Origin of the sequence: Sulfobacillus thermosulfidooxidans (genome assembly GCF_001280565.1) — a bacterium.
Taxonomy (GTDB): domain Bacteria; phylum Bacillota; class Sulfobacillia; order Sulfobacillales; family Sulfobacillaceae; genus Sulfobacillus; species Sulfobacillus thermosulfidooxidans_A.
Genome location: NZ_LGRO01000002.1, coordinates 409244 through 429991, shown reverse-complemented (window position 1 = coordinate 429991; position 20748 = coordinate 409244). Strand labels below are relative to the sequence as shown.

Sequence of the window (20748 nt, the reverse complement as noted above, 5' to 3'; positions counted from 1 at the left end):
ATGCGTCACGAAATGCCGGGATACCGGAGGAGTTTGTCATGCACGGTCGAAAAAGTTCAGGATGGATTGCACTGATTTACGTCCTGATTGGAGGATTAGTGGGCTCATTGTTGGGGCACTTTCTTGCGCCGTTATGGCCGCCTTTGGGTCACTCCTATTTTGAATTGGGGACGCCTGCGGGTCCTTGGACGTTGAATCTGGGAGTGTTTGGCCTGGATTTGGGAATATGGCTCGACTTGAATCTTGGCGGAATCATAGGTCTTTTAGGTGGTTTGTGGTGGTTTCAACGGAGGAAGGCTTAGATGGCACAGTGTTATGTCCTAGCGTCTTCCTCACCACGACGCCGTGAATTATTGGCGAAAATAGGTTTGTCATTTATTGTTGATGCTGCAAACATTGATGAAACAGCCAGAACTCCGGAAACACCCCATGATTTGGTGAGGCGCCTGGCGGCACACAAAGCCATCGTGGTGGGCACACGCCATCCTCAGTGTCTCATTATTGGATCGGACACCGTTGTTTCCTATAACGGACAGATATTTGGCAAACCGCGGTCGATGGGGCATGCCCAGGATATGCTTCGCCAACTGTCGGATCATCGTCATCAGGTGTATACGGCGGTGGCGATTTGGGATCCGCTATCGCAACGAGGATATGTCCAAGTGGACTGTACGGAGATCACATTTCAGGCGCTGTCTAACAGTGAAATCGATGCGTATTTAGCCAGTCCGGAACCCTGGGATAAGGCAGGAGCCTATGCCATTCAAGGCCGGGCTGGGGAGTGGATTAAAGAACTCACAGGCGATGTGGAAACCGTCATTGGATTACCCACTCGTCTTGTCAAAAAGTTGTTATCCCACTGGGACAAGGAGCGTGGGGTGTGAGCCGGGTCCAAGACCTGCCCAGCGAAGAACGTCCCCGGGAGCGTCTTATGCGCCACGGGGCCAAAGTATTAGGAGACCGAGAGTTACTGGCCGTGCTCCTTGGAACCGGAACATCGGGCCAATCGGTCTTAGAACTCAGTGGATCATTGTTGCAAGATGGATGGCAGGCCTTAAGCCGCCGGCAGGTTCAAGAATTGCTGCAGATAAAAGGGTTGGGACAAGCCAAGGTGGCTCTTTTATTAGCAGCATTGGAGATTGGGAATCGGGTGCGGCGTCAAGAAATGGGAAACCGGATTACCGGCCCGGAAGATGTTGTCATTTTGATGGAAGATATGATTCGACTCAATCAAGAAGAATTTCGTGTGTTGTTTTTAAACACCAAAAATCAGGTGCTAGCGATCGAAACCATTTTTCGAGGGGGGCTCGATAGCGTTGAGGTGTTTCCACGCGAAATCTTTAAGCGGGCTGTTGGGTGGTCTTGTGCTTCCATTATCGTTGTACACAATCATCCTAGTGGGGATCCTTCACCCTCCAGGGCCGACCGGTCTTTAACCAAAAGGTTAGAGGATGCGGGGGATTTATTGGGGATTCCTGTATTAGACCATGTGATAGTGGGAAAATCCCGTCATGTGAGTGTCCATCAAGGACAACTAACAGAACTAACAAATTAAGTGCTTGAACCTAGGGGATCTAGGACCTATAGGATCTAAAGGGAGGATTATTCTGTGCCCATAAGAAGTTTATTTGGGTCTTTTGCAAAAGACATGGGAATTGATTTAGGAACGGCCAACACGGTGGTCTATGTCAAGGGTCGAGGGATTGTTTTGCAAGAACCATCTGTGGTGGCCATCGATACCATGACTGGTGAAATTATTGCGGTAGGACAAGAAGCTAAACAGATGGTGGGAAGGACTCCCGGTAATATTCGTGCTGTCCGGCCCTTAAAAGATGGGGTTATTGCAGATTTTGATACGACCCAGGCGATGCTCAAATACTTTATCAAAAAAGCCTCGAATAATTCGCGTATGATTCACCCTACCGTGGTAATTGGCGTGCCTTCAGGGGTCACAGGTGTGGAAGAAAGGGCAGTTAAGGATGCTGCCGTACAGGCAGGAGCGAAAGAGGCGTTAGTCGTAGAAGAACCCATGGCGGCGGCCATCGGTGCCGGTTTGCCAGTCAATGAGCCCACCGGCAATATGATTGTCGATGTGGGGGGCGGGACATGTGAAGTGGCGATTATTTCTTTGGACGGTATTGTGACGTCGCAATCGATTCGCGTTGCCGGCGATGAGATGGATGATGCTATCGTCAATCATATTAAAAGGACATACAATATGATGATTGGAGAACGGACGGCCGAAGAAATTAAGATTACCATCGGGTCCGCGTATCCTCCCGATCATGAAGAAACTATGGACGTGCGTGGACGGGACTTGGTGACGGGTCTACCAAAAACCCTAAAAATTAATTCCACCGAAATCCAGCGCTCATTAAGTGAAACGGTGAACACCATTGTGGATGCGATTAAAGCGACTTTGGAAAAGTCACCACCGGAACTCGCTGCGGACATTATGGATCGGGGCATTGTGATGACAGGTGGAGGCTCCCTCTTGCGCAATTTCGACAAGTTAGTGAGCTCGGAAACAGGAATGCCCGTGCATCAAGCAGATGAACCCCTATTGACCGTTGTCCGGGGAACGGGAATGGTTCTAGAAGATATGCACCATCTGGAAGCGCTCCGCCGCCGTAATCGACGCTAAGAGGAGGAAGGGGAGGTAACGCAGTGGGCGGATTCATATACCGTTGGCGACGGTTGCTCATCACGGTGTTAGTCGTCATGGTTGTCACGGTGAGTTTAAGCTTGACCGCCCGCATACGCGGTAAAGTTGTCGGGTTAAGCAACATCATTAATACCGTCGTGTCTCCTGCGGAATCCAGTATGGCGTTTATTGGGCGTGAAACCGGATTAGGAGTCAGTACCATAGGGGACATTTTTACGCTCCAACAACAAAATCGCGAATTGAAACGGAAGTTGCTGGAGTATAACAGTATGAAGTTGGAACTCTCGGAAGTTCTTGCGGAAAATGGTCAATTACGGGGTCTATTAGGATTAGAGCATTCCTTGGGAAGTTGGAAACTGGATCCGGCCAGCATTATTGCCAGGAATCCCGACAGCTGGTTTGACACGGTTGTCATTGATCAAGGCACGAACAATGGCGTGCATGCGGGAATGGCTGTGATTGTACCACAAGGCGTGGTCGGTCGCGTGTTATCGGCCGGTCCCAGTACGGCAACCGTGATGTTGATTTTGGATCCGAAAAGCGGTATTGGGGCTTTAGATGTCCGCTCACAATCAACGGGGGTGGTATTGGGCCAGGATCCCGTCACGGGGTTACTGCAATTCCAACTTTTTTCAAGTAAACCCGATGTGCTCCCTGGCGATGTCATTGCGACATCAGGTTTAAGCCAATATTATCCGAAAGGATTGCTCATTGGGCAAGTGGTATCGGTGTCACACAATCAATATGGGTTGACAGAGACAGCGACCATCAAGCCCGCTGTTGATTTTAACCGTCTGCAAACGGTGATGGTGGTGGAATCGCATCCTTCGGGAGCGAGCATTCCTCCGGTATTTGGTGGAGGAAATAGTTAATGGACCGTTTGCGGATAGGAACATGGCTTGTCCTTTATCTTCTGGCATTGTTGATTCAAGTTGCCTTATTACCGCAAATATTTCCAGGCGGTTATGTGCCTAATGCAGTGCTTTCGGTGACGGTGCTGATTGCCTTGCATGAAACGCCCAAACGGGGCATGTGGGCCGGTCTGTTGGGAGGACTTATGCAAGATTTGTGGGCGGGACGGTTAATCGGATTAAATGCCCTAACCTTTGCATTGTTGGGTTATGCCGTCGCAACCGTCCAGCAAAAGATAGTCCGCGATCCCATCTTTGTGCCGGGTTTGATTGCGGCGTTAAGCCAAGTGGTGGTCCTGCCATTTCAGTGGTTACTTTTGTATGTGTTTGGATACCATTTTTCATGGTTTGTGTTTTCTCGGCCTTTACCAGTCTGGATTTTGTTTTCGATGCTGTTTACCCCGGCTTTAGGGGGAATTATTGGGTTTGGTTCACGGGGCCGTCGCCGTTCACGTTATCGGTCACTTTCATCATAACCTTGGTGCCGACACCGATCGCGTAAAAAGATAATGAGGACACAAGGAATATCCGTGCATCTGTACCTTGTTTAAACACCGTCGAAGGTCTGGAAGTTTTACCCATGTGAAATTTTCCATATTTTTCACCGGGAGATAGAGGGCGCAGGGATATCCACTTCTCAAACACATGACGACATTATCCATGTACCGACGACATCTGTGAATGATGCCGTCGGTTTTTGTCCCTTTACTAGGACTTTTGACCGAACAACAAGAGAAAATCTTCTATATAAGGGTCGAACGATTGGCAGGAGTTTAGACATCAATAGAGAATGTGTTAGATGCTGAGTGAAAAGAGGAGGGATAGCACCGTGGCGCGCCGTTTATCCCAAAACCTTTCTGGCGGCAGATCAAGCGACTCTAGCTCGTTTCCTTCGTTAAGCATTTACGGCCAGCAACGTACTGAATTTTCGCCCGATTCCGGTCGAGTCGCTCTATTAGGATTAGGGGGCGGAAGCATGCACAATGGACAAGACAAGCCTTTTATTGAACATTATGTTGAACGGCGCAATGCGCGGGATTGGGAGGATGAAGCCCGCAGGCATCCAACCTTGTTGATTCGCAAAACATTAAGATCTGGGCAACATGTACGATTTTACGGTAATGTAGTAGTGTTGGGTGATGTCAATCCTGGCGCGGAAATCACGGCAGGCGGCGATATTATCGTGATGGGATGGCTACGGGGATTAGCTCATGCCGGTGCCGAAGGAAATCAGGATGCGGTGGTCGCCGCATTTAGACTGAGTCCTACCCAAATTCGCATAGCCCATTTTATCGGTCGTGCACCAGATAGCGACGAAGCAGCATTGCCGACTGTGCCAGAAATTGCTGAGGTGCGGGACGGACAATTAATCATTGATCAATGGCAGCATAGTACACTCGGAAACATCAAGTAAGGGGGAGCCTTTAGTTATGGGGGAAGCCATCGTCATTACATCAGGGAAAGGAGGCGTGGGAAAAACCACGACAACGGCGAATTTGGGTGCCGGTCTGGCTCAAATGGGGCAAAAAGTTGCATTAATTGACGCGGATATCGGCTTGCGCAATTTGGACGTCGTGATGGGATTAGAAAACCGAATCGTGTACGACTTGGTTGACGTCGTCGAAGGGTTTGCCAAACTGAAGCATGCGTTAATTAAGGACAAGCGATTTGAAAACTTGTATTTGTTGCCGGCTGCTCAAACACGGGACAAGACCGCAGTATCGCCGGATCAGATGCGTGAACTCGTCTCGCAGATGAAAGAAGACTTTGATTACGTGCTGATTGATTCGCCAGCTGGTATCGAACAAGGATTTAAGAATGCCGTTGCCGGTGCAGATAAAGCATTGGTTGTAGCGACACCGGAAGTTTCATCTGTCCGGGATGCTGACCGTATTATTGGTTTACTGGAGGCACAAGAAAAACATAAACCCTTCTTGATTATTAATCGAATTCGTGCCAGCATGGTAAAAAAAGGCGACATGATGGACATAGATGACATGATAGAAATTCTTGCCATTGAATTGTTAGGGGTTGTGCCTGACGATGAGTCCATTGTGGTATCTACCAATCGCGGTGAACCGGCCGTGCTGAACCCGCAATCGAAAGCAGGGGAAGCCTATCGCAACATTACGCGGCGCCTTCGGGGGGAGAATGTGCCAATGATGAAACTCGATGATGGGTCTGGATTATTTAGTAAGTTGCGGAAGTTTATGGGGTTTAAGGCATGAGTAGGGGAGGGCGGTCCATGTTTGATTTGTTCGCACGGGTTTTCGGGCGTGAGGATGCGAGCAAGGACGTGGCAAAAGAGCGGCTTCGTCTGGTTTTGGTGCATGACCGTGCAAGCCTCTCACCCCAAGCGCTCGAAAATCTGAAAAACGATCTGCTTAAGGTCATATCGGAGTATATGGATATTGATGATCAGGGATTTCGGGTCGATTTTTCCAGACATGATGATGCCATGGCTCTTGTAGCCAATATTCCCATACGCAAAGTCAAGCACCATTCCGTATAAGACGCTGTACTCATATGGCGACTTTGCTGCAACCTCTCTTTCCGATCCATTGAGGGAGAGCTTGCAGCTTTATGATTTTGTGTGGATTTCTCATTTTACCTGACTTTTCATGATGGGCGTGACAATAAAAAAATATTTTATTCCCATCTCATGGGCATCTCATGCGGTTTTGCCATCGCTATTCTAAATTAAAAGGCGAGACATTCCTAATACGTCCTGTAAACCAGGAAGAAGAAGGAAAGCCATGGGCTGCTTGAATCCGCTTCGGACCCAAGGTATGATTAAGGCAATCTGAGCAGGCACGGATAGGTTCGACGTTCGGTTGAGGTTCAGAATATCCCGGTCGCACAATGTTTGTATTTATTTGTTATGAAGGTCCACGAGCCGAAATCTGTGTGGGCAAGACCTTGGATTGCAGAAATCATGGAGTTATCTTCTTGAGAGAAATCGGGATGAGACGCACAACGTGAATGGACTAAGCGAGGTTAAAGCATGCATTCGAAAAGCATCTGGAAAAACATTGATATCCTTACCGTTCTGATTGTGCTGTTGATATCAGGATTAAGTCTTTTTGTCATTGGCAGCGCGACCAAACCTTTGTTATCCCCGGGATCACAACTCTATTTTGTCCATCGCCAAATCGCGTGGATATTTCTCGGTCTCTTGACCATGGCCATTGTGGCTTGGGTACCGTATGAAAAGTTCCGGGTCATAAGTCCTTATTTATATTGGACATCGGTTCTTCTGTTGGCGTTTGTGCTTGTCAAAGGACATACGGCACTCGGAGCTCAGCGCTGGATTAATGTGGGACCCTTCCAGCTTCAGCCTTCAGAATTTGCTAAAATCGCCATTGTTATTACCCTCGCGACCCACCTCAGTCAAAAACAGCGGCTGTCGCGTTGGAAAGATTTTATCTCGCCGGGACTACATGTGCTTCTTCCCATGTTGCTGGTGTTAAAACAGCCGGACTTGGGAACAACGCTGGTCTTTGTGGCGATCACAGCGGGTATGTTATTTATGGCAGGAGCCTCGTGGTGGAAATTGGTCATTATTTTTCCCGGAGGTCTCTTGACCGTCATTTTGTGGATTTATCTGCATTACCGCTTTCATATCCCCATTCCCATGCATCAATATCAGTTGAACCGGCTTATCATTTTTCTGAATCCTAATAAGGATCCCTTAGGAGCCGGTTTTAATGTGATTCAATCGCGAATCGCGGTGGGCAGCGGCGGACTTTTCGGGACAGGAATATTTACAGCGCATTTTAACCAGCTGAGCTTTTTGCCCGAGTCGTATACCGACTTTATTTTTGCTGTCGTAGCGGAAGAGTTGGGATTTGTGGGGTCAATGGCGCTTTTGTTGGTATATCTCCTCTTGCTGGCACGTGGCATCTATATTGCGAATCAAGCCAAAGATCGCTATGGGATGCTACTTGCCACCGGAGTAGTCTCGATGTTTGCATTTCACGTGATTGAGAGTGCTGGGATGGTCTCGGGCATTATGCCCGTGGCCGGCGTGCCCTTGCCCTTTATGAGCTATGGGGGCTCGGCATTTCTTGCCGACTCGGCTGGTATTGGCATTTTACTAAATGTTTACATGCGCCGGCATGATTTATCCTATAACCGTAGTGCTCCGGTCACGCAGGTTGTATATAGCAAGAACACTTAAATTCATTAAAGGTGGCAACGGCTTGGCGACTAACTTTCCTATTCCGATGTTTGATCGGCATTGGTTTCATGTGATTAACTCGTGGGCGACTATTAGCCCATTACTCAACGATTTTGCGATCGTGCTGGCCAAAGATGCGGTAGAAATTTGGGCTGTGATTTTCTTACTGTTATGGTTTTGGCCTCCCTTGCGCCAAAATCGTGCACGGCGGGCTGTAGTCTATGCTACCGTGGCAGGTTTTTTAAGTTTGGCGGTGTCAATGACGTTATCGCATGTTTTGCCTTATCGCCCGCGTCCCTTTGTCTTTGAACCGAAAATGGTACACTTATTGATTTCCCATGCTCCCGATACATCATTTCCTAGTGATCATGCGACGGGCAGTTTTGCTTTTGCTATCGCTCTATTTTATGCGGGACGGCGGGATGGTTGGTTGGCGACATTATTGGCGGCAGCCATTAGTATAGCCCGGGTCTTTGTTGGTGTTCACTGGCCGACAGATGTTTTAGCTGGCGATGTGATAGGGATGATTGCTGGATTTATTGTGCTGGCATGGCATCGCCATTTGGAAGGTCTCGTGATGTGGCTATTTCGCTTATTTCGCTTTGGACCCCAATCGTCTCGTCGGTATAAGCGACTTGGCTAATCCCATGAAGGGCTCATGGGGATGAAAGAAGGGGATAGTGGATGACATGGATTATTGTGCTTTTAGCAGTGGATGGAGCGCTCTTCTTAGCCATTTTTGCGGTTTTAGCCCGCATTGAACAACGCTTAACCCATCTCGAAAAGAAGAAGGCACGGTCTACACGCCGTGCCACGAAAAAATCCTCGAAGTCAATGGAGTTTTAGAACGACCCGGGTGACGACTAATCTTTACAGGCTTCTTCCCAGTCTGCTTGGCGGCCCCCCAAAAACCCGATCACGGTACCATAAATGGGTGCTAACCAACCATAGCCGGTTATGGAGGGAAACCCGAGGACGATGATAGTTACCAGCATTAATGAGTAACGAACCCAACTTTTGGCGAGATAGCGCGGCATTTGCCATACCCTAAATGCCCGCTTTTGTAAATATGTTCCGACAAAGACAAAAACCAGTGCGATTGTTAACGCTAGCCATGGTGCCATACAGATCTTCCCTTCTTGTTTGCATCATACCATCTTGGTTTCGTGCGAATCAATGACCGGTGTTGAGCGCCCTAAGTCCCTAACCCAACACCAGCTTACGCATGAACAGCCGTGGAACGCATATGATGTGGTGACGGATAGGACAAGGAGGACGAAGCATGCAAGGGACACCGGTTATCAAATCCCGCGCTCACAAAGCGAAATATTGGAAGTGGTGGCTGGCTCTGGGATTGATCAGTGTTATTTATCTGACCCAGATCTTCCCACCGACGTTGTCCGGCGATGTTCGCATATGGATTCACGAGGTGATCAGCTCAAATGGATCATGGTCCCATGCTCACTTGAAACTCCCAGCAACTAATCAGTTAAGTGCTCCTCTTAGCCAGTTTGCCACATTGGGTGTAGCTTTTGGCTGGCATAACGACCACGGCACCATGCGCTTTGTTCCACGGATTACGGTATACACGACAGGGGCCGCATCAGTGCTGGCTCCTTCTTCAGCAAAGGTGTTGTCAGTGAATGGTCATGACCTTACCTTAGCCATGGGGACTGTGCACATAGAATTTTTAGGACTTCGGACGGTGTTAGTTCATCCAGGACAAGTTGTGTTGCCACGCCAAAATCTTGGGCAGATGAATCATAGCATCCAGATTGCTGTGACGCGCGATCAATTACCGGTTAATCCTTTGGGACCAGAATATTTTGGCAGCGATTGGTTACGCCACTAGACCCAAGGAGGATGCTGCCATGGGTTTGTGGCGTAAAATCTCGGTTAATCCGTGGTTTGTTGTTCTTCTTCTTGTTTATGTATTTGTGGGTCAAGGTCTTCGCATGGCTTTGGCCTTTTTTGTGGTGACACTCCATGAACTTACCCATGCTGTCATTGCTGAAAGTTACGGGACCACAGTGGAACGCATAGAAATTTGGCCATTTGGAGGGATTGCCCGGATTGCCGGGATGAATCACCAAGAACCCTATGTTGAAGCGATGATTGCGGTGGTAGGCCCGTTACAAAACTTTATCTTGGCCTCGGTTGCGTGGCTCGCTGCCCCATGGCTGCCCATTGAGCCACGGTGGATCCACGAATTTATTCATTTTAATCTGGCTATTGGTCTTCTGAATCTTCTGCCTGTCGCCCCTTTGGACGGGGGGCATTTGGCCCGTTTGTTTTGGGCGCGAAAAATTGGGTATGAAGCCGCTCAACAACGCGTGATTCAAGGCGGTGTCTGGCTGGCTCGTATTTTGTTTGTGATCACGGTCTTCTCTTTTTTAACTCCCCGGCCTCTGTTAAGCTTAGGGCTATTTGCCTTGTTTCTTCATTGGGGGGCTCTTCATTCGGATGACACGGCTCAATATCTTATTGTACGGGATTTGCATTTGAGGGCAGGCTGGTTTCAGAAAAAACCGATTTGGACGTTAGATGATTTCGCAGTGCACTGTGACACCCCGCTTAAAGATGTGTTAAAAGTGATGCGGCCCATGAAATATCACCGCGTGGTGATTTTATCCCCAGAGATGAAAAAAATGGGCATTCTATATGAAGAGGACTTATTGCAAGGGCTTCATGATTATGGGCCGGGCATAAGTCTTCGCGAATTGTTGACGCATCGTTGACCCATTACCAGGTCATGGTATGATAGAAATAAGGCATTGGTGAAGCAGCCCTATAAGCTAATGCCTAAGATTTTCATTTTTTTGTCACTGTTGTGGAAAGGGGTCCATTCATGACACGGCGCAAACGTCGCCGTTGGGGGATTCTTCCTGCAGAGTCAATGGACTCTATGGGAGCGGCTAATAGGGACGCTGGCGTCGAATCCCCAGGGGCCGCCGCATCGTTAAATCAAGATGATAGCGCTCCTCTGGCGCCGGAACCAAAAGTTTTCAAGGAACTGTTGGTAAATTATGAGCCTCACGAAAGTCGCTTGGCCATTTTAGAAGCCGGACAGTTGGTTGAATTTTATATTGAACGTGACGATGAAGAACAATCAGCAGGCAATATTTACAAAGGTAAAGTCGAAAATGTTTTACCCGGGATGCGAGCAGCTTTCGTCAATCTGGGGTTAGAGAAGAATGGTTTTCTTTACGTGGATGACGCTCACGCCGAAGAACGGGATCATAAGAAATCCCGGCCCATTCAAGATGTCTTGAAAGTGGGCCAAGAAATTGTTGTGCAGATTGTTAAAGAAGCGATCGGCAACAAAGGGGCCCGTGTGACGACTAACATCAGTCTGCCCGGGCGTTATTTGGTGTTGACACCATATTCGGAAACGATCGGGGTCTCCCGACGGATTGACTCCGAACGTGAACGTGAGCGGCTTAGAAGTATTGCCGAAAAGATTCGTCCCAAAGGAATGGGACTTATCGTCCGCACTGTAGCTGAAGGAGCCTCACAAAAGGCCCTGATTCGCGATTTAGCCTATTTAAGGCGCATGTGGACACGCATTAAGCATAAAGCGCGGGTCATGAGGGCTCCAGCGTTATTGCACCGCGAAGCGAGCCTAATTGCCCGGACGATTCGCGATCATCTGGACGAATCGGTCGATCGTTTTGTGATTGATGATGAGCAGGCATTTTACCGGGCCCGGGAAATTGCGGAAACCATTTCTCCTGCTTTGAAACACCGAATTGAACTCGATAATGGCACAGTCCCACTCTTTGAATTACGCGGAGTGGAAGCAGAACTCGATCGTGCCGTCAAACGCCGGGTTTGGTTAAAATGCGGAGGGTACTTGGTTATTGATGAAACCGAGGCGTTAACGGTTATTGATGTAAATACGGGAAAAAATGTGGGATCTACGGATCTTTCCGACACCGTCTTAGCCACCAATAAGGAGGCTGCAATTGAAATTGCACGGCAGCTGCGGCTACGAGATATTAGTGGCATCGTTATTATTGATTTTATCGATATGGAAAACGAAGAAGACCAAGCCGAAGTCTTAAAGACATTTCAACGCGCGTTACGACATGATCGCACTCGCGTGACCGTGTTAGGGCTGACTCGGCTGGGATTACTGGAGATGACCCGGAAAAAAGTGCGGGAATCTCTTCTCAATCAATTAACACGCGTTTGTCCACAGTGTGATGGACGGGGACATGTCTTATCTGAAGAGGTGATTGCCCGTCGTCTTCGTCAGCGCATTGTCGAGCGCCTCAAAGAATCGGGTGCAGAGGCCATCTTAGCGGAAGCTAATCCCGCTATTGCGAGCCATTTGATTGGTCCTGGCGGGACCAATCTTAAAGAACTCGAACGGAACACAGGACGAGCTGTCTTTGTGCGTGGAGCCCAAGACTGTGAGATGGAAGAGATAAAAATTATCAAAGTGGGAACTCGGGAAGAAGTTGAACGGCTGGCGCTTCCGGTTCACGAGGGACAACGATTGGACGTGTTAGTTCAAGAACGTCATGCCAGTAACGCGAAAGATGGAATTGCGCGTCTCGAAGGTTATGTGGTGGACATTGAGTCAGCGGGGGACAAAGTGGGGGAAGTGGTCCACGTAGAAATTGTACGCGCGTTGAGGACATTTGCGACAGCGCGCATCGTTGACGACCATGAAGATTCCCTTATCGATTTGGCCCCGGTGTCTCTTGACGGGGTCGAAACCTATTCGAATATGTTGCCACCGCCTTGTTCTGAGGTTTGACGATCTTCAAGATTTATGGTAACATGCATTGGATTAATGCCACGGTGATGGATGGAATAGGGGGATTTAGTGTGTACGCGGTAATTGAGACAGGGGGAAAGCAATATCGGGTGACCCCTGGACAAGAACTTTTGATAGAAAAGTTGCCCCTCGATGAAGGCAATGAATATACGTTTGATCGTTTGCTATTGGTTGTCGATGATAATGGACAGCCCATTGTGGGCACGCCATATGTCCAAGGCGCCAATGTGGTGGGCACCATCGTCCGACAAGAACGTGGTGAAAAAATCTTGGTATTCAAATATAAGCCCAAGAGTAACTACCGACGTCGCCAAGGTCATCGCCAGTACTTAACCCGGGTGCGCATTGACCGCATTAATGCCACGGTCTAAATTCTGTGATTAAGGTTAAAATTGGCCGGGACACGCGTGGAGTGGTGCAGGAAATTACGATTACCGGTCATGCTGGCCAAGGACCTTATGGTCATGATATTGTCTGTGCTGCGGTATCCGCTTTATCTGAAACTTTGGTGTTGGGGTTAACACGGATTGCCCCCATCACGATGGATTACCATTTAGATGAAGGCGATCTCAGCATGGTATTTCATGAAGACCCATCAGAGGCTGCCCAAGCGATAATTGATACCTTTTGTTTAGGATTGCAAGATTTGGCCAATACCGAACCCAAATTTGTGCAATATCATGAGCACACGATAAATCGCCACAGATCACGAGGGAGGGATTAGCATGCGTTTACAACTCTTTGCTCATAAAAAGGGAGGCGGTAGCTCCCGCAACGGCCGTGACTCCAAGCCCAAGATGTTGGGCGTCAAGCGTCATCAAGGGCAGTTAGTCACTGCCGGAAGTATTATTGTTCGTCAACGGGGTTCAAAGTTCCATCCCGGAACGAACGTGGGAATGGGCCGTGACTTCACGCTCTATGCCAAAGTTGACGGAACGGTAGCTTTTGTCCGGAAAGGGCATGATCGGCGCGAAGTGCGCATCTTGCCCGTCAATGAGGGTTAAGGGCGGTTCGAAGGGGTTTATTGGTGTGTATGGCCTAGCCATGCGGTTCATTATTCTTATTGCGCTGGGAGTGGGCGTGTATTTGAGTACCCACTTCTGGCGTATTATTTTTCTCATCTTTTTTGCTTTATATCTCAGTATTTGGGTGCGTCTCGCTAGCCAAGCTCAAGCCGTCGAAATTATCCGGCGATACCGGCATCGTTATGCTAACCATTTGCAAGTGATCAGCGGATGGTTGCAATTGGGCCAAAATGAACGGGCTGACAAATATCTCATGGATCATGCATTAGCGAGCGTTCATCCCGGGATATTTCGGGGCTTGCCTTTGAGATGGACGTATCAAATGATTGCCTTAGACGCCTATGCGGAATCTCTCGGTAACATGATTCTCTGGGAAAATCCAGAACATATTGCAGGTACTTACATGATGCTATGGAAATTACGGACCGTGTTACGTTGTGTCATCCCATTGGCCAAAGGCACCATCGTGGTGCGGTTCGAACCGGGCCGGTTTACGGTGGAAGTTGACGAAAAGGGCATGAAAGCTTTTCCCCGTAAGCACATTAAAGGCGTCCGGTGGAATCGCCAACAGGGCATGATTACAGCATCATGGGGTCATCGGTAAAGGGGGGACGAAGACATGTTTGTCGATGAAGTAAAAATTTTTGTCCAGGCCGGTAAAGGGGGAAACGGCGCTGTAGCCTTTAGGCGGGAGAAATTTGTGCCCAATGGAGGACCGGCTGGCGGTGACGGGGGTAAAGGCGGCAGTGTGATTTTTGAAGTCGATCCAGGACTAAACACGCTTATGGATTTTCGTCATCAAAAGCATTATCGCGCCCAAGATGGAGAACCGGGCGGCACCAATAATATGTATGGACGAGACGGCGAGGATATTATTGTGCGCGTGCCCCCCGGCACGATTGTCCGTTCGGAGGAGGGCGAACTCATTGCGGATTTGACAGAACCGGGACAACGGGCGGTTATTGCGCGTGGCGGGCGTGGGGGTAAAGGTAATTCGCATTTCGCGTCCTCGCGGCACCGGGCGCCGCGAGTGGCAGAACGCGGCCAGGCAGGTGAGGCACTTTGGGTTACCTTGGAACTCAATTTACTGGCCGATGTGGGACTGGTAGGATTCCCTAATGCGGGCAAATCGACCTTGATTTCAGTGATTTCTGCAGCCAAGCCCAAAATTGCGGACTATCCATTTACAACTCTTGTGCCAAATTTGGGAGTGGTCAGTCAATATGGGGATCCGTTTGTGGTTGCCGATGTACCCGGACTAATTGAAGGGGCTCATCAAGGTCAAGGACTTGGAGACACTTTTCTGCGCCATTTAAATCGTACCCGCGTGTTATTGCATCTAGTCGATATGGATCCGCAAAGCGGTCACGATCCGGTGAATGACTTCCGGATTATTCGCCATGAACTCGAAGCGTTTTCCCCGGATTTGGCTGCTAGACCCCGCCTTATTGTCGGGACAAAAATCGACCTGCCAGGGAGCCCTGAGAATCTTCAACGATTACAAGAATACGTTGCCCCCTTAAAAGTGTGGCCTATTTCCTCGCTGACCCGGGAGGGCATTGATGCGTTGATGTGGGAAGTGCGCAAAATTTTGGATGAAACGCCTAAACCCGTGTTTCAAAAACCAGAACCCGTAATTAAACCCGTTGTCCGCGGATTTGCCCTGGAACCTTGTGAAGAGGGCGTACGCGTGGTGGGGGACGTGGAAGAACGTGCAGGAATGACGCTATGGGGTAATCACGATGCTGAAGAATATTTTCTCGAATATTTACGGCGGCGAGGGGTGGAAAATTTATTACGACGCCAACAGGTGCCCGATGGTTCGGCGGTCAGGGTGGGAGAAGGCACATTTTATTGGAGAGAAGGAGAACTCGTGTTAGAATGACAGTACTAGTTGGAGGAAATTTGCGGTTTACTTGGGCGGTAGCAGGAATTTGCCAACGGACCGCGAATTCATAGTGAAGAATGGGTAAAGAGACACGAGCCATAGGGCTTATGGGAGGAACGTTTAACCCGATTCATTACGGACACCTGGTGACTGCGGAAGCAGCCCGGGATGCATTCCATTTGGATCGGGTCATTTTTATCCCTTCTGGGCAGCCTCCGCACAAACCGCCTTCGGTGCTGGCGAGTGCGGAACACCGGTTCTTGATGACATTTCTGGCGATTGCTCCTAATATGCATTTTGAGTTATCTCGAGTGGAAATTGATCGTCAAGGCCCATCCTATACCAGTGAAACTCTTGCCTATTTTCACCGGCTAGATCCCGATGTCGATTGGTACTTCATTAGTGGGGCCGATGCTATTCTCGAAATCGCCTCGTGGCATTATCCTGAGGATATTTTTCGGTATGCTCACCTTATTGCCGCAAGCCGACCGGGCTACTCGTTGTCACGCATTCATGCCCTGGCTCGTGAGCTTGGCGAAGAAAAAGTGCAACGGATCCATCAATTAGAAGTGCCGGCGCTAGCCATTTCATCGAGTCAGGTTCGGGAACGGTTGCGTTTGGGATTGTCGATAAAATATCTCGTGCCTGAGGCTGTCGAGCATTATATCGAGAAAAATCACTTATACGAACATGGCCCATAAGGCTGTTCGCATGTTTCCTTGTTGAGCCGTTCATAATACCACTTGATCGTCAGAGGTTTCCCAGCATCACGGGGTCGGTTTTCCTTGAGTGAGGTATTCCGGGTGCCTGGGTCCCTGGTCAGGTACCTTTGTTGATATACAGGGAGGAAAAACAATGTCGAAAACATTATATGTCGGTAACTTACCATGGGCAACAACCGAAGAAGAATTGGCTCAAGCCTTTGCCCAACACGCTCATGTCATTAGTGCTCGAATTATTATGGACCGTGAGACGGGACGTTCACGGGGGTTTGGATTTGTTGAAGTAGCGGATGAGGATGTGGACCGTGCTGTTGAGGCTATGAACGGTACGCAGTTAAATGGCCGTGACATCATTGTCAATGAAGCCCGTCCCCGTCAGAACCGGTATTAATTAAATGGTTCGGCAAAGCTGAAGACAAATCGCTTCAGCTTTGCCATTTTGCCTTTCATCTTGGGCTGGAGCTCAAATTGGGGTAGAATGACGAGCAGGTGATATCATGGGATTTTTAGAGGATCGCTTGTCTCAGTTAACAACACACCGGCAAAAGCATATTTGGCGCGTCGCCCAATTGATGGAGGAATTGGCTCAGATTTATCATTTGCCTGCAGAAGATGCTCGACTGTCGGCTTTGGGGCATGACCTTGCCCGGGAAATGTCGCGCGATGCTCTGCGCCTTGAAGCCCGACGTCTGGGATTGCCCATTGACGCTCCTGAAGAGGAGGAACCTCTTTTGCTTCACGGCCCTGTGGCCGCGGCGTGGTTGCAACAGGAAAATTTGGGAGGACCCGAGGTCTGGGAAGCCATCCGTTATCACACCACAGCGGCACCCGATCTTTCCCCGTTAGCGAAAGCTTTATTTATTGCAGATGGGGTCGAGCCCGGAAGAAAATTTGATGCCCGGGCAAGAATCGAGCAGGTGGCGAAAGAACAATCATTGGACGACGCCTATATTTTGTTATTGAAAGAAACGATGCAATATCTTCAATCCCGCCGTTTAAAACCGCATCCCCTGATGCTCAAAACCCTGGAGTCTTTGGGTTGACCGCACTAAACGCCAGGTGATAAGCAATCAGGCAATGGTTTTGGATATCGGAAGAACTATGAGGAGGGATAGATTATTCCTGAGGACACTCGGAAATGGGCAGAATTAGCTGCCAAGACGGCGATAGAACGCAAGGGTGAAAATGTTGTCGTTTTAGACATGCGGCAAGTGACATTAGTGGCGGATTATTTCGTGATTGTCTCCGGGCATACCGTGATTCAAGTAGCGGCGTTAGCCGATCATATTGAAGAGGCATTAGCTATGGCTCAGGTTCCTTTGATTCAGCGGGTAGGGGGCGATAAAGCGCACTGGGTGTTATTGGATTACGGGGCGGTGGTGGTTCACATCTTTACCGATGAAGAGCGCCGTTATTATGATTTGGAACGCCTTTGGGGGGATGCGGAAATCGTGCCCATTGGGGAATGAATCCTAGACATGCGGGGTATCCTGGCTAAAAAGGTCGAGGAGATGCCCAGTCGATGTCTTTAGTCACCAACTATTATCAAAGCTTAATTGATGTCGCTTTATTTTTGTTTTTCGTCATCGGTGCGAAAGTCATTATTTTATTTACTATCCATAGTGAAAAACCGACAGTCTTACATTCACGCTATCTTTTGTGGTTGGGCTATGGGGGATGGTGGCTTTTATCAGCCGTCTTACAGATTTTCCCTTGGAGCGTGACCATCCATACCCATCAATTGATTCAGGAAATGTATCCAGAACAACCGTCATGGGTGATTCAATTATTTCGGCCCGTCGCCGTGACCTGGACGACTCAGCCCGTGACGTGGAACATTTTATTGGTGGTATTTCAATTTATTGTGGGCATTATGCTTTTAACCGAGCGAGAAAATATCGCGGGGTGGATCTCATTACTGTTAGCCACCCTTTTTTCTTTTACAACATGGGCCACCACCGAAGCTTTTGGGGGACTCTTTTCGCCGCGGTTAAGCATTGTGCCAGGCAGCCCAGGCCCTGGTTTGTTGGCAGCTATTGTGGGCGCCTTATTATTGGTGCCCAATGATTATTGGGAACGAAACCATGTTGTCTTTTATATTCGTCACGCTATGGCCATCTTGTATGGTCTGGCAGCTGTAGCGCAATTACGGCCCAGGTTCTGGACATCGCATATTACGATAATTTTTGGGCGATCCCCCTATTCTCCCATGGCACATTTTGTCGACGGCTTCATATCCATAGCTCAAAATAACCCAGTGGTAATCAATATCTTATTGATTATGTTCCTGAGCATACTAGCCATTATCACGTGGAAAAATTGGTCCTACTGGTCTATTCTCGTGATTTCTTCGCTCTTGTTATTGTGGTGTTGGATTTTTGGCCAAGATTTAGGCTTGCTACCGGCTATGGGCGCGAATTTATATAGTGCGCCACTATGGTTTCTCTTGACTTGGATTTCGGTAGGGGATACGTCGCGTAAGACAAAGGGGAAACGATTATGACACACCAACCTGAGCTAATAGATTTAATTCATCGGCTAACTACGCTACACTTAGAGGGAAAAATGACCTCTACAGAATATTATGTGTGGTTAAGACAAGCCGCCATTGATCCTGAGTTCGTCTTAGCACTCTGGCGGTAAGCTGGTGGTGACTCATTGAACATTTGGCACGCTCTCATTGGGCGACCCCTCAAAGACCGTGAAGAGCAAGCGGTACGCGTGGGCGTGATTGAGGGATTATCGGTTTTAGCGCCAGACGCTTTATCGTCGGTCGCTTACGGCACGCAGGAAATTTTGATTGAATTGCAACGCGCAGGGGTTACGGCTTTATGGTATGTCTTGCCCATATCGGCCGTCATCGTGATTTTACTCACATTTTTGGTGATTAGTTACCGGCAAATTATTCGGTCCTATCCAGGCGGCGGAGGAGCCTATGTCATTGGGCGGGATACATTAGGAGCCGATGCCAGTTTAATCGCGGGAGCAGCACTCCTTATTGATTATACTCTTACGGTGGCGGTGAGCGTCACAGCGGGAGTGGCGGCCGTCGTTGCGGCGTTTCCAGTTCTGACCCCATGGACCGTGGGACTTTCCGTAGCGATTGTGATTGTTTTAGCCATTTTGAATCTCCGCGGTCTTAGGGAATCGGCACGAGCCTTTGCCTTGCCGACCTATTTATTTATTTTTATGATTTTGTTGATGGCTGTGGTTGGATTGTTTAAGCCCTTGCCGCAATCCCCATCGTGGCATAGTTATATCACGCCGCCACTGGGTGCGGTCGGTTTATTTGTTGTGTTGCGAGCCTTTAGTTCAGGGTCTTCAGCCTTAACTGGAATAGAAGCGATATCCAATGGTGTCCCGATATTCCAAGAACCGGCACCAACAAGGGCTCGTACCACATTGTTATTGCTGGGATTGTTTCTTGGCAGTATGTTCTTGGGCACGTCGATTATTTCTTACCGCTATCATATTATTCCTTCCGCCAATACCACCGTATTGCAGCAATTGGCCGCCGATATTTTCGGCCGCGGCATCTTTTTCTACGGGCTATCGTTTGTGACCATGGCCATTTTGGCTATCGCTGCCAATACCAGTTTTGCGGGATTTCCGCAGTTGTCGAGCATTATGGCGCGCGATCAATGGATGCCCCGAATGTTTTTGAGTCGCGGGGATCGTCTAGTTTATCAAAATGGCGTGATCATTTTAGCGCTCGTGGCTATCGGATTAATCGTGGGATTTGGGGGAAATACCACCAATTTGATTCCGCTCTATGCCATTGGTGTCTATTTAAGTTTTACCATCGCGATGCTCTCGCTCGCCGTAAAAACCTGGAGAAATCGGGCCCAATTTTCCAAACGCGCGGTCATTATTTTAGTCGGCATGGGACTTATGGGAGCCACCTTAACGGCATTGGTGGTCATTGTTTCGCTGGTTACAAAATTTACGCAAGGGGCATGGATTGTTGCCTTGGCGTTACCGTTGTTAATCATGGGCATGCGTAAAATTCGACGGCATTACCGGGCTGTGGCCGATGAATTGCGCGTGACCGATTATTCTTTGAAACCCGTTCCGGCAAAAATTGTCGCAGTGGTACCGGTCAATAGCATTAATCGCTTATCGATCAAAAGCTTATCGGTGGCCTTGGGTTTGGCCGAGGAAGTGGTGGCACTGCATGTGGTACGCAGTCAAGAACCGCCCCACCAGTTTGAAGAGCGTTGGGAAAAATGGAATCCTGATCCTCGCATCAAATTGGCGGTGGTTCCTACCCAGTATCGCTCGGTCGTGCGACCTGTTGTACGCTATGTTGATTTATTATCCCATCAAAATCCCGAGAATCATGTGGTGATTATTTTGCCGGAACTGATTGTCCGTTACGTTTGGGAACATTTTTTGCATAATCAGCTTGCATTAACATTGGAAACGGTATTTATTTTTCGCAAGAATGTGACCGTCATGATAATGCCTTACAAGCTTCAGGGATACTAGCGTTGAAAGTACGCTTGAGCGTAATTAACGGGGCTATCTCCCCCAAAGGTAGTCCCGCTGATTATGAAGCAAACTCAGGGTCA

Annotated in this window: 28 protein-coding genes; 27 read left to right on the top strand and 1 reads right to left on the bottom strand. The window is 48.8% G+C overall.

Annotated elements, in window-relative coordinates; genetic code table 11:
• The first annotated feature begins 38 nt into the window (after nucleotides 1–38).
• From AOA63_RS17615 to AOA63_RS19910, 12 genes are all read left to right on the top strand, one after another.
• Nucleotides 39–302 (top strand): DUF4321 domain-containing protein, encoded by a 264-nt coding sequence (locus AOA63_RS17615; RefSeq protein WP_053961066.1) that lies wholly within the window; start codon nucleotides 39–41, stop codon nucleotides 300–302.
• A complete protein-coding gene (locus AOA63_RS17610) occupies nucleotides 303–884 on the top strand; it encodes a Maf family protein (RefSeq protein ID WP_053961065.1) in 582 nt (193 codons plus the stop codon).
• On the top strand, nucleotides 881–1555 hold the full coding sequence (radC, locus tag AOA63_RS17605; protein WP_053961064.1) for a RadC family protein: 675 nt from the start codon (nucleotides 881–883) through the stop codon (nucleotides 1553–1555). Before AOA63_RS17610 ends, radC begins: the two co-directional genes overlap by 4 nt.
• 54 nt (nucleotides 1556–1609) lie before the next feature.
• Nucleotides 1610–2644 carry a rod shape-determining protein gene (locus AOA63_RS17600; RefSeq protein WP_020376561.1) on the top strand — a complete coding sequence of 345 codons (1035 nt, stop codon included), beginning with the start codon at nucleotides 1610–1612 and terminating at the stop codon, nucleotides 2642–2644.
• 23 nt (nucleotides 2645–2667) lie between these two features.
• Nucleotides 2668–3537: a rod shape-determining protein MreC gene (gene mreC, locus AOA63_RS17595; protein WP_053961063.1), complete on the top strand. Its 870-nt coding sequence runs from the start codon at nucleotides 2668–2670 to the stop codon at nucleotides 3535–3537.
• Nucleotides 3537–4052: a rod shape-determining protein MreD gene (gene mreD, locus AOA63_RS17590; protein WP_053961062.1), complete on the top strand. Its 516-nt coding sequence runs from the start codon at nucleotides 3537–3539 to the stop codon at nucleotides 4050–4052. The genes mreC and mreD overlap by 1 nt, the downstream gene beginning before the upstream one ends.
• A gap of 353 nt (nucleotides 4053–4405) precedes the next feature.
• Nucleotides 4406–4990 (top strand): septum site-determining protein MinC, encoded by a 585-nt coding sequence (minC, locus tag AOA63_RS17585; RefSeq protein ID WP_242848414.1) that lies wholly within the window; start codon nucleotides 4406–4408, stop codon nucleotides 4988–4990.
• Nucleotides 4991–5006: 16 nt separating this feature from the next.
• Nucleotides 5007–5804, top strand: a complete 798-nt coding sequence (gene minD / locus AOA63_RS17580; protein ID WP_020376557.1) for a septum site-determining protein MinD — start codon at nucleotides 5007–5009, stop codon at nucleotides 5802–5804.
• Between the two features lie 17 nt (nucleotides 5805–5821).
• The gene (gene minE, locus AOA63_RS17575) at nucleotides 5822–6088 is read left to right on the top strand and encodes a cell division topological specificity factor MinE (protein WP_020376556.1); all 267 of its coding nucleotides are present in this window, start codon (nucleotides 5822–5824) and stop codon (nucleotides 6086–6088) included.
• A 492-nt stretch (nucleotides 6089–6580) separates the two neighbouring features.
• On the top strand, nucleotides 6581–7756 hold the full coding sequence (rodA, locus tag AOA63_RS17570; protein WP_053961061.1) for a rod shape-determining protein RodA: 1176 nt from the start codon (nucleotides 6581–6583) through the stop codon (nucleotides 7754–7756).
• Nucleotides 7757–7802: 46 nt separating this feature from the next.
• Nucleotides 7803–8399, top strand: coding sequence for an undecaprenyl-diphosphatase (locus AOA63_RS17565; RefSeq protein WP_053961222.1), 597 nt, complete (start codon nucleotides 7803–7805; stop codon nucleotides 8397–8399).
• Between the two features lie 41 nt (nucleotides 8400–8440).
• Nucleotides 8441–8602 (top strand): hypothetical protein, encoded by a 162-nt coding sequence (locus tag AOA63_RS19910; protein ID WP_171822785.1) that lies wholly within the window; start codon nucleotides 8441–8443, stop codon nucleotides 8600–8602.
• Nucleotides 8603–8619: 17 nt separating this feature from the next.
• Here the strand turns inward: AOA63_RS19910 and AOA63_RS17560 are convergent, their stop codons facing one another.
• A complete protein-coding gene (locus tag AOA63_RS17560; protein ID WP_020376552.1) occupies nucleotides 8620–8880 on the bottom strand; it encodes a hypothetical protein in 261 nt (86 codons plus the stop codon).
• A gap of 158 nt (nucleotides 8881–9038) precedes the next feature.
• Between AOA63_RS17560 and AOA63_RS17555 the strand changes: the two genes are divergently transcribed.
• From AOA63_RS17555 to AOA63_RS17490, 15 genes are all read left to right on the top strand, one after another.
• Complete coding sequence (locus AOA63_RS17555) at nucleotides 9039–9608, top strand: hypothetical protein (RefSeq protein ID WP_053961060.1); 570 nt, start codon at nucleotides 9039–9041, stop codon at nucleotides 9606–9608.
• 19 nt (nucleotides 9609–9627) lie between these two features.
• On the top strand, nucleotides 9628–10494 hold the full coding sequence (locus AOA63_RS17550; RefSeq protein WP_053961059.1) for a site-2 protease family protein: 867 nt from the start codon (nucleotides 9628–9630) through the stop codon (nucleotides 10492–10494).
• 110 nt (nucleotides 10495–10604) lie between these two features.
• Nucleotides 10605–12521, top strand: coding sequence for an Rne/Rng family ribonuclease (locus AOA63_RS17545; protein ID WP_053961058.1), 1917 nt, complete (start codon nucleotides 10605–10607; stop codon nucleotides 12519–12521).
• 23 nt (nucleotides 12522–12544) lie between these two features.
• Nucleotides 12545–12913 carry a 50S ribosomal protein L21 gene (gene rplU, locus AOA63_RS17540; RefSeq protein WP_020376548.1) on the top strand — a complete coding sequence of 123 codons (369 nt, stop codon included), beginning with the start codon at nucleotides 12545–12547 and terminating at the stop codon, nucleotides 12911–12913.
• 5 nt (nucleotides 12914–12918) lie between these two features.
• On the top strand, nucleotides 12919–13266 hold the full coding sequence (locus AOA63_RS17535; RefSeq protein WP_082344122.1) for a ribosomal-processing cysteine protease Prp: 348 nt from the start codon (nucleotides 12919–12921) through the stop codon (nucleotides 13264–13266).
• A gap of 1 nt (nucleotide 13267) precedes the next feature.
• On the top strand, nucleotides 13268–13546 hold the full coding sequence (gene rpmA, locus AOA63_RS17530) for a 50S ribosomal protein L27 (RefSeq protein ID WP_020376546.1): 279 nt from the start codon (nucleotides 13268–13270) through the stop codon (nucleotides 13544–13546).
• A gap of 40 nt (nucleotides 13547–13586) precedes the next feature.
• Entirely contained in the window at nucleotides 13587–14171 is a 585-nt protein-coding gene (locus tag AOA63_RS17525) for a Spo0B domain-containing protein (RefSeq protein ID WP_206742839.1), read from the top strand.
• Between the two features lie 15 nt (nucleotides 14172–14186).
• Nucleotides 14187–15452, top strand: coding sequence for a GTPase ObgE (gene obgE, locus AOA63_RS17520; RefSeq protein ID WP_053961055.1), 1266 nt, complete (start codon nucleotides 14187–14189; stop codon nucleotides 15450–15452).
• A gap of 80 nt (nucleotides 15453–15532) precedes the next feature.
• Nucleotides 15533–16156 carry a nicotinate-nucleotide adenylyltransferase gene (nadD, locus tag AOA63_RS17515; protein WP_026040824.1) on the top strand — a complete coding sequence of 208 codons (624 nt, stop codon included), beginning with the start codon at nucleotides 15533–15535 and terminating at the stop codon, nucleotides 16154–16156.
• Between the two features lie 154 nt (nucleotides 16157–16310).
• Nucleotides 16311–16568, top strand: a complete 258-nt coding sequence (locus tag AOA63_RS17510; RefSeq protein ID WP_020376542.1) for an RNA recognition motif domain-containing protein — start codon at nucleotides 16311–16313, stop codon at nucleotides 16566–16568.
• 106 nt (nucleotides 16569–16674) lie between these two features.
• Nucleotides 16675–17220 (top strand): bis(5'-nucleosyl)-tetraphosphatase (symmetrical) YqeK, encoded by a 546-nt coding sequence (gene yqeK, locus AOA63_RS17505; protein ID WP_053961054.1) that lies wholly within the window; start codon nucleotides 16675–16677, stop codon nucleotides 17218–17220.
• Between the two features lie 72 nt (nucleotides 17221–17292).
• Nucleotides 17293–17646 carry a ribosome silencing factor gene (rsfS, locus tag AOA63_RS17500; RefSeq protein ID WP_053961053.1) on the top strand — a complete coding sequence of 118 codons (354 nt, stop codon included), beginning with the start codon at nucleotides 17293–17295 and terminating at the stop codon, nucleotides 17644–17646.
• Between the two features lie 53 nt (nucleotides 17647–17699).
• A complete protein-coding gene (locus AOA63_RS17495; RefSeq protein ID WP_053961052.1) occupies nucleotides 17700–18680 on the top strand; it encodes a hypothetical protein in 981 nt (326 codons plus the stop codon).
• The gene (locus tag AOA63_RS19905; RefSeq protein ID WP_020376538.1) at nucleotides 18677–18820 is read left to right on the top strand and encodes a hypothetical protein; all 144 of its coding nucleotides are present in this window, start codon (nucleotides 18677–18679) and stop codon (nucleotides 18818–18820) included. Before AOA63_RS17495 ends, AOA63_RS19905 begins: the two co-directional genes overlap by 4 nt.
• Before the next feature lie 15 nt (nucleotides 18821–18835).
• The gene (locus AOA63_RS17490; RefSeq protein ID WP_053961051.1) at nucleotides 18836–20665 is read left to right on the top strand and encodes an APC family permease; all 1830 of its coding nucleotides are present in this window, start codon (nucleotides 18836–18838) and stop codon (nucleotides 20663–20665) included.
• Nucleotides 20666–20748 lie beyond the last annotated feature (83 nt).

Coding starts and splice junctions, on each gene's coding strand:
- AOA63_RS17615 (WP_053961066.1), top strand. CDS start 39: ATGCACGGTCGAAAAAGTTCAGGATGGATTGCACTGATTTACGTCCTG.
- AOA63_RS17610 (WP_053961065.1), top strand. CDS start 303: ATGGCACAGTGTTATGTCCTAGCGTCTTCCTCACCACGACGCCGTGAA.
- mreD (WP_053961062.1), top strand. CDS start 3,537: ATGGACCGTTTGCGGATAGGAACATGGCTTGTCCTTTATCTTCTGGCA.
- minD (WP_020376557.1), top strand. CDS start 5,007: ATGGGGGAAGCCATCGTCATTACATCAGGGAAAGGAGGCGTGGGAAAA.
- minE (WP_020376556.1), top strand. CDS start 5,822: ATGTTTGATTTGTTCGCACGGGTTTTCGGGCGTGAGGATGCGAGCAAG.
- rodA (WP_053961061.1), top strand. CDS start 6,581: ATGCATTCGAAAAGCATCTGGAAAAACATTGATATCCTTACCGTTCTG.
- AOA63_RS17565 (WP_053961222.1), top strand. CDS start 7,803: ATGTTTGATCGGCATTGGTTTCATGTGATTAACTCGTGGGCGACTATT.
- AOA63_RS19910 (WP_171822785.1), top strand. CDS start 8,441: ATGACATGGATTATTGTGCTTTTAGCAGTGGATGGAGCGCTCTTCTTA.
- AOA63_RS17560 (WP_020376552.1), bottom strand. CDS start 8,880: ATGGCACCATGGCTAGCGTTAACAATCGCACTGGTTTTTGTCTTTGTC.
- AOA63_RS17555 (WP_053961060.1), top strand. CDS start 9,039: ATGCAAGGGACACCGGTTATCAAATCCCGCGCTCACAAAGCGAAATAT.
- AOA63_RS17550 (WP_053961059.1), top strand. CDS start 9,628: ATGGGTTTGTGGCGTAAAATCTCGGTTAATCCGTGGTTTGTTGTTCTT.
- AOA63_RS17545 (WP_053961058.1), top strand. CDS start 10,605: ATGACACGGCGCAAACGTCGCCGTTGGGGGATTCTTCCTGCAGAGTCA.
- rplU (WP_020376548.1), top strand. CDS start 12,545: ATGCATTGGATTAATGCCACGGTGATGGATGGAATAGGGGGATTTAGT.
- rpmA (WP_020376546.1), top strand. CDS start 13,268: ATGCGTTTACAACTCTTTGCTCATAAAAAGGGAGGCGGTAGCTCCCGC.
- AOA63_RS17525 (WP_206742839.1), top strand. CDS start 13,587: ATGCGGTTCATTATTCTTATTGCGCTGGGAGTGGGCGTGTATTTGAGT.
- obgE (WP_053961055.1), top strand. CDS start 14,187: ATGTTTGTCGATGAAGTAAAAATTTTTGTCCAGGCCGGTAAAGGGGGA.
- nadD (WP_026040824.1), top strand. CDS start 15,533: ATGGGTAAAGAGACACGAGCCATAGGGCTTATGGGAGGAACGTTTAAC.
- AOA63_RS17510 (WP_020376542.1), top strand. CDS start 16,311: ATGTCGAAAACATTATATGTCGGTAACTTACCATGGGCAACAACCGAA.
- yqeK (WP_053961054.1), top strand. CDS start 16,675: ATGGGATTTTTAGAGGATCGCTTGTCTCAGTTAACAACACACCGGCAA.
- AOA63_RS17495 (WP_053961052.1), top strand. CDS start 17,700: ATGTCTTTAGTCACCAACTATTATCAAAGCTTAATTGATGTCGCTTTA.
- AOA63_RS19905 (WP_020376538.1), top strand. CDS start 18,677: ATGACACACCAACCTGAGCTAATAGATTTAATTCATCGGCTAACTACG.